Here is a 7,186-nt window from a genome sequence, read left to right as displayed (position 1 = left end):
GGACTGGACCGATAAGGCGCTCTCGAGAAAATCAATGGAGCTGATGGCACATGAGGTCATGCCAAGGGTCAGAGAAGCGACAGGTATCAAAGAAAGCGATGTGAAATGAAGCTAGCGGCAGTGCCTTCGGCTGCCCGTTTTGCATCTTACTTCGTAGGCTCCATCCGCGTGGTGATCCTCGCGGATGGAGCGCGAACTTTCCCGCTTACTGATGACTTTGTCACCAACGCGACGAAAGACGAAATCAACGCTGCACTTTCGGACGCAGGTTTGCCGATCAATCAGATCACTACGATTTACACCCCCATCCTTTTGGACTGCGGTAATAGAAAAGTTTTGATCGACACAGGGAACGGCGCGGCTGGGCTGGTTGCTGATCCTGCCGGCCCAGGCTGTCTGTCCGAAAGCCTGAGCCAAGCAGGTATCAAAGCTGCTGAAATCGATACAGTTGTTATTTCCCACTGCCATCCAGACCATGTAAATGGCCTGTTAGACGAAAACGACAATTCTGCATATCCTAATGCTGCGATTTTAGTGCCACGCGTTGAATGGGATTTCTGGATGAAAAAGGCCCCTCGCATTCCGGCCCCCTCGCCTCGCATGATGAAATTGACGCAAACAAATTTGAAAATCTTCGACAGTTTGAAAGATCAGGTTCAGGTCTACTCCGATGGCGATGAAATTTTGGACGGCGTCACGGCGGTCGGTACACCCGGCCATTCGATTGGTCATATGTCTTTCATCGTAAAATCAGGCGCGGAAGAAGTGTTCCTGCAATCGGATCTCACCAATAATCCGGCGATTTTCCTCAGAAATCCCGGCTGGCATGGGCGTTTTGACCAATATCCTGTGCTGGCAGAACGCACGCGTCGCGAAAAGCTACATTGGTTGGCTCAGAAGAGAATACGCGTGCAAGGGTATCATTTTCCGTTTCCGGGTTGTGGCTATGTGGAACAAACTGCGGACGGCTACCGTTTCAAGCCTTTGGCGCTGGGTGCCGAGACCTCTCACGGCGGCTAAGAGACACGTTTTTCAATCCGCCTCAGCCGCGTGCCTAAAGTTGCAGATCGGTCATAACCGCAAGATACAGTGTTTGTCTTGCCCTAAAAGGCAGGCTGTACTTATAATATCAATAGAATAGGGTCGATGAATGAACAAGTTCCAAGCCATCAAAACCTTCTTACGTGTAGCGGAGTGCCAAGGCTTCTCTGCTGCGGCCGATGTGCTGGGCATCTCAGCTTCGGCAGTCACCAAAAACGTGAACAGGTTGGAGCAGGATCTTCGGGTTCAGCTTTTCAATCGCTCAACACGCCACATCATGTTGACAGATCTTGGAAAGGTTTACTACGACCAGTGCAACCAAGTGATGACCCTGCTTGATGATGCCGATGCTGCTTTGCGCCGAAGCAATGCATCAATAATGGGATCCGTCAAAATCGTCATGCCTGTGTCGTTTGGCCGTGTAACATTCATCCCTGCACTGCCGGCCTTTTACGAAGCATTTCCAGATATCCATCTTGATATTCACTTCAACGATGGTTTTGTCGACCTCATTCAGGGGCGGTTTGATATTGCGGTTATGGCGCGCGAACAACCGGATTCCAGTTTAATCCGCAAGCAGCTGATCACGGGACCAATGTTAACGGTTGCGGCTCCATCTTATCTGAAAAAATGGGGAACACCGCAGACGCCGGAAGACTTACTGGAACACAATTGTATTGTAGGGCGTTTTGGTCCTAATTGGTCTTTCCGAATGGGCGACGCTCAAATCAAACACATCTCGGCACCCGGCAATATCACCCTACAAAGTGGCGATGCGGTACGTGAAGCAGCGGTGGCAGGGATTGGAATCGCGCAATCGACACATTGGCTATTTCGCCGTGACCTGTCGCAAGGGAATGTCGTTTCTGTGCTTGAAAAATTCGCCCGTGAATCCGTCCCTGTTGCGGCACTGTATCATTCAAAAGAAAACACATCGCGCCGCGTCAAAGAGGTCATACAGTTCCTCGTTGAAATCACCAAAACAGACCCTGACGCATTGTAATGCTTTCCGCGGGGGGGCACGGCAAGATACCCGCTAACGATAAAACGATCCTGAAACGGGCTCCAAAATGAGCAAGAAGTAAAGGCGTCACCTTGCGAAAACAACAAAGTGACGCCCTCGCGTTATGCCTTTGCGTCGATGTATTTCACGACGATCTCGGACAGGACGTCAGGCTCATCCAACATTGGAAAGTGGCCGCTGTTTTCCATCAGTTCAAAAGACATTCCGTCTATCAACTTTCGATAAATTGGTTCCGCTGCCTTGACCCCGCTCTTACCGCCGACAACGACCACAGGCTTGCAGGTGATCTTTGTCATCGCGCCCTCCATGTCGTATTGACGCAACGCCCACATGACCTGTGTCATGGTCCAAGAACCGGCCTTGTTGCGATCCACGTTCCAGCGCGTCAGAAATTCTTCATCGACATTATTCAGGCGATTTTCAATCTGGGCCATTGTCTGCGAGGCCATCCCGTAATTCTTCTCCGTGTTTGGCCAATTTCCTTTCCACACCTCTTGTGTGCGTACAGGTGCTTCGCAAATGAATAGCGTGTCAATCTTGTCGCCATACCGCGCACCGAAGTCCGTCGCGATTGCTCCTCCGATCGATGACCCGAGAACGCTTGCGGTCTTGAGCCCCAAAGCATCCATGAAGCTTGCCAATGCGTCAGAAAAATCTTCAACGGAATAATGGCGCGTCACACAATCTGAATCGCCGTGACCGGGTTGATCCCAAGCGATGACGCGGAACCGCGGTCCAAGAATTTTCAACATGTCTTCGTATTCGTAGGCCGAATTCCCATTCGTATGCAGAAGGATAATTGCAGGTCCGCTTCCCGCTTCCAGAAAGTGAATACGCCCGTGATCTGTCGATACGAAACCGTCTGTAATTTGCATTATAGTGCTCCCAGCCTAATTTTGCGGACAATTGCGCCACGCTCACTTAGGGCAAAGATAATCAAGGTTCTCACCGAGAGATAATGATTAAGTCGAAACTGTTATGTTCCCAAAAGTCCGAACTTGAATTTTCGAACAAATCGTCAGGCCTATCGACCCACGCGCCTGTAGAAACCAGCAATTTTTACGAATCAACATTCGCCTTCAACAAAACAAAAAAATTAATCTAAATCAACTACATAACCCAAAAACATACCGTCGCGTTGGACTAAATTCTCACTTTTCCATGCGTCGCACACCTTCAACTTTCGCAGGTGCAACGACCTTACGGACTGTTAAATCACAATGTGACGTGGCCTTGCTCCTCTTTGATCTGGTGCGTAGGCTTTCGAACAATCTGCGCTCCAATAGCCAGCCGCCCGAACGCCCAACATGTGAGGATCTAAAATGAACGATGTCTATATTTGCGACTATGTCCGCACACCCATTGGCCGCGCTGGCGGCGCGCTCTCTTCTATCCGTCCCGATGATCTCGGGGCGATCCCGTTACGTGCCCTAATGCAGCGCAATTCATCAGCCGACTGGAGCGCCGTTGACGAAGTGATTTTCGGATGCGCCAACCAAGCAGGCGAAGACAACCGCAACGTCGCCCGAATGTCCGCCCTTCTTGCAGGGTTTTCAGTGGAAGTCCCCGGCACAACCGTCAATAGACTTTGCGGATCAGGTATGGATGCCATTGCGATTGCCGCCCGCGCCATCAAGTCAGGCGAGGCATCGTTCATTGTGGCAGGGGGCGTCGAATCCATGTCGCGGGCTCCGTTCGTTTTGCCAAAGGCCGAAAGTGCGTTTTCACGCGCCGCCGAAATTCACGACACGACGATTGGCTGGCGCTTGGTAAATCCTGCGATGCGGACGCAGTATGGTGTCGATTCCATGCCGGAAACAGCAGAGAATGTCGCCGATGATTTTGCCATAACGCGCGCGGATCAAGACGCCTTCGCACATCAGTCACAAGTCAAAGCCGACAAGGCGATCAAATCAGGTCGCTTTGCGCGCGAAATTATCAACGTCCCAGTGCCGCAGCGGCGCGGCGATGCAATCATCTTCGAAACGGATGAACAACCGCGCCTTTCGACGCAGGATGCCCTTGGTCAGCTACGCACCCCCTTTCGAGAGAATGGAACCGTCAACGCCGGGAATGCATCGGGGATCAATGACGGCGCTGCAGCACTCATCGTTGCGAACGAAGATGCCATCAAGCGACATTCCTTGACACCAATCGCACGCATACTCGGCGCGGCGACAGCAGGTGTTCCGCCTCGGATCATGGGAATTGGCCCCGTGCCAGCGACCCGGAAACTATTGGAACGCCTTGGCATGTCCCAGTCGATGTTCGATGTAATCGAGATAAACGAAGCCTTCGCGGCGCAAGTGCTTGCCACTCTCCGCGAGTTGGGAATTTCCGACACTGACGCACGCGTCAATCCAAACGGAGGGGCCATCGCGCTAGGGCATCCTTTGGGAATGTCGGGCGTGCGCATCACGGGTTCGGCTGCTTTGGAACTGAAAACCGGCGAAAAGTCACTCTCGACCATGTGCGTTGGCGTCGGTCAAGGAATTGCAATCGCGCTGCAAGCCGTTTGACCGGCTTCATCGCCCAACATGACTGACCTATCGGGCCACGGATCGTGAACTTCGCCATTTTGTCCCTTAACTCAAAAGGTTCTTTCTGAAATTGCGGAAACTCGCGACAGATTCAGGTGCTAGGTTGGTCTTGCACAGCCAACGACAAAGGAATTTTTGCATGAAAGCCGTCAGATCTTGGACTGATTTTCCGAACTCTGTACGCAATGCCTGCGTCGCGATCGGAAATTTTGATGGGGTTCATTTGGGCCATCGCCATGTTCTTGATCAGACTCGGACCAAGGCGAAAGAATTAGGCGTGCCCCACGGCATTCTGACATTTGAGCCACATCCACGCGAGTTTTTTGCGCCAAGCGCCGCACCATTTCGTCTGGAAGCCGCGAACACCAAACGCCAAAGGTTGGCGGGTTGTGGCCTAGAGAGCTTGTTCGAATTGCCATTTGATGCCGATCTGGCCAAGACATCGGCCAAGGATTTCGCACAAAAGGTGCTTTGCGACGGGTTTGCCTTCAGCCACATCTTCGTCGGTGCAAATTACCGATTTGGCAGAAACCGCGAAGGTAGCGTTTCAGATCTGATTGATTTTGGGGAAAAGCTCGGCTTCGGAGTCACAATCTCAGAACTGTTGACCCGCTCGGATGGGACGATTTCTTCGACGCGGATTCGCGAGTGCTTAAGCGAGGGCCGTCTTGGTGACGTTGCTGACCTGCTTGGACGCCGCTACAGCATACAAGGTAACGTGCACCACAATGACAGAAAATCGCGGCGGCTCGGAATGACTGTCGCGACAATTTCTCAAACCGGTCTTCATCGTCCAAAGAGCGGCGTATACGCTGCCTATGCCGATGTTCTTGAGGGCCCCCATAAAGGTAGGTATCAAACGACCGCTGCCATCAGTTCAGAATCGCTGGCCGACGTTAATAAAGTCCAATGTAAGGCTCACTTTCACGACCTGTTTGACGATATTCACGGCACTCCGATTTCCGTTGAATTAATTGAATACTTGCACAAGGTTCCAAGTTCCGGCCTTGCCAAAACAGCATCCAATGAGATTTTTCACTCCAAAGTGCCTCGCCGTTTGAAACAATTCGCTTATCCTTGCATGGCAGGCTGACCTGATTTGAGCCTCATTTCTCGTCCTGCTTTGCGCGATGCCATTGATTTAGTGCAAGCGAGAGCCCCCCCTCGGCCAAAACTAGGGACCCGATTGCAATTCGGCTTGGCGTTCTAAATTCACAGCTCCTGACCTGCCCCCCGAGACTTCCCTCAGTTTAATGAATAGCTCCTAGATTTGTAGACGCCTTACTTGGTAATTTTAGAAGCAAGGAGAAAGCGATGTCAGGGATTAGATTTACAGATGAGTTCAAGCGTGATGCGGTCGCACAAGTTGTGGATCGCGGATATTCAGTTGCAGAGGCCTCAGAGCGTCTCGGGATCAGTACCAAGTCACTTTAGTGGAGAGCCCAGTTTTCGCAGCCGCGCAAACAAATCAACGCGACCACAGAGCAGGCCGCAGAGATCAGGCGCTTGAAGAGGGAACTGGCCCGCGTTTCTGAGGAACGCGATATCCTAAAAAACCGTTCCGGGTTGGGGCCCGCCTGTGCGCGGTAGAAACAGCCTGTACTATGTTGCGCTATGAAGGGCAGCGGCCGTTCGCTTATTGGTGGCCTGTCTTAGGACAGAGAGGTGGTCGCGGGAATTCGGACCAGTCGTTAAGGTGGATCGACTTGCGAAAGAGATGATCCAAAATGATGAAACGAAAGAACCATTCGCCCGATTTCAAGGCTAAGGTTGCGCTTGAAGCGATCCGTGAAGAAATGACAATGGCGGAGCTATCGAAGAAGTACGGTGTCCATCCCACCCAGATCGGGACATGGAAGCGCGCAGCGATAGATAACATGGCGACTACCTTTATTCGCAAAGGTTCAGCGCCCGAACGGGTCAGTTCCGCTGATGTCGACAAGCTGCATGCCAAGATTGGGCAGCTTGTTGTGGAACGGGATTTTTTAGTCGATGCCTCGCAGCAACTGCTCGGAACGCGAGGCAAAAAATGGTGAGCAAAGATTACAAGCTGAGCCTACGTCGGCAATGTGCGTTGCTGATGTTGTCGCGGTCAAATCTCTACTATGAACCGAAGGGCGAAAGTGCCGAGAACTTGAGGTTTATGAAAATAATCGACAAACAGTTCTTGAAAACGCCTTGCTACGGATCGCGTCAGATGGCCCGGTACATGAAGCGCAACAACTACCAATGTGGCCGTCATCGGGTTCGCCGTCTTATGCGCCTCATGCGATTGGTTCCAATTTATCAGGAGCCAAACACCAGCAAGAAACATCCCCAGCATAAGATCTGGCCATACTTGCTGAGAAACGCGATCATCGACCACCCAAACCAAGTTTGGTGCGCAGATATCACTTACATCCCTATGCGTCGGGACTTTTTGTACCTGGTCGCTATCATGGATTGGCATAGCCGCAAGGTGTTGGCCTGGCGGTTATCAAACAGCATGGACGCCGACTTTTGTGTGAAGGCTTTGAAATAAGCCCTCGCCAAACACGGTAAGCCGGAAATATTCAACACCGATAGTCATATGATGGTAACC

7 protein-coding genes and 1 pseudogene are annotated in these 7,186 nt (G+C 51.7%); 7 read left to right on the top strand and 1 reads right to left on the bottom strand.

Going from position 1 to position 7,186, the window contains the following annotated elements; translation table 11 throughout:
• Window positions 1-105: 105 nt before the first annotated feature.
• Both KO503_RS09165 and KO503_RS09160 read left to right on the top strand, forming a co-directional pair.
• Complete coding sequence (locus KO503_RS09165; RefSeq protein ID WP_215991255.1) at window positions 106-1,020, top strand: MBL fold metallo-hydrolase; 915 nt, start codon at window positions 106-108, stop codon at window positions 1,018-1,020.
• Window positions 1,021-1,150: 130 nt separating this feature from the next.
• On the top strand, window positions 1,151-2,044 hold the full coding sequence (locus KO503_RS09160; RefSeq protein ID WP_215991254.1) for a LysR family transcriptional regulator: 894 nt from the start codon (window positions 1,151-1,153) through the stop codon (window positions 2,042-2,044).
• A 122-nt stretch (window positions 2,045-2,166) separates the two neighbouring features.
• Here the strand turns inward: KO503_RS09160 and KO503_RS09155 are convergent, their stop codons facing one another.
• A complete protein-coding gene (locus tag KO503_RS09155; protein ID WP_215991253.1) occupies window positions 2,167-2,940 on the bottom strand; it encodes an alpha/beta fold hydrolase in 774 nt (257 codons plus the stop codon).
• Between the two features lie 447 nt (window positions 2,941-3,387).
• Here KO503_RS09155 and pcaF point away from each other — a divergent pair, with 447 nt between their 5' ends.
• The 5 genes and pseudogenes from pcaF to KO503_RS18010 all read left to right on the top strand — a co-directional run bounded on the left by pcaF (window position 3,388) and on the right by KO503_RS18010 (window position 7,126).
• Window positions 3,388-4,584 (top strand): 3-oxoadipyl-CoA thiolase, encoded by a 1,197-nt coding sequence (gene pcaF / locus KO503_RS09150; RefSeq protein ID WP_215991252.1) that lies wholly within the window; start codon window positions 3,388-3,390, stop codon window positions 4,582-4,584.
• 160 nt (window positions 4,585-4,744) lie between these two features.
• Window positions 4,745-5,698, top strand: coding sequence for a bifunctional riboflavin kinase/FMN adenylyltransferase (gene ribF / locus KO503_RS09145; protein WP_215991251.1), 954 nt, complete (start codon window positions 4,745-4,747; stop codon window positions 5,696-5,698).
• 221 nt (window positions 5,699-5,919) lie between these two features.
• Window positions 5,920-6,036 (top strand): annotated as a pseudogene (locus tag KO503_RS18075) (transposase); the annotation flags it as partial.
• Window positions 6,037-6,332: 296 nt separating this feature from the next.
• On the top strand, window positions 6,333-6,641 hold the full coding sequence (locus tag KO503_RS17770; RefSeq protein WP_252731016.1) for a transposase: 309 nt from the start codon (window positions 6,333-6,335) through the stop codon (window positions 6,639-6,641).
• Complete coding sequence (locus KO503_RS18010; protein ID WP_215991249.1) at window positions 6,635-7,126, top strand: DDE-type integrase/transposase/recombinase; 492 nt, start codon at window positions 6,635-6,637, stop codon at window positions 7,124-7,126. The genes KO503_RS17770 and KO503_RS18010 overlap by 7 nt, the downstream gene beginning before the upstream one ends.
• Window positions 7,127-7,186 lie beyond the last annotated feature (60 nt).

The sequence above is a fragment of the Pacificibacter marinus genome (assembly GCF_018860505.1).
Classification (GTDB): Bacteria; Pseudomonadota; Alphaproteobacteria; order Rhodobacterales; family Rhodobacteraceae; genus Celeribacter; species Celeribacter marinus_B.
The sequence above is the reverse complement of the archived record's forward strand: the minus strand, read 5'-3'. Positions and strand labels throughout refer to the sequence as shown.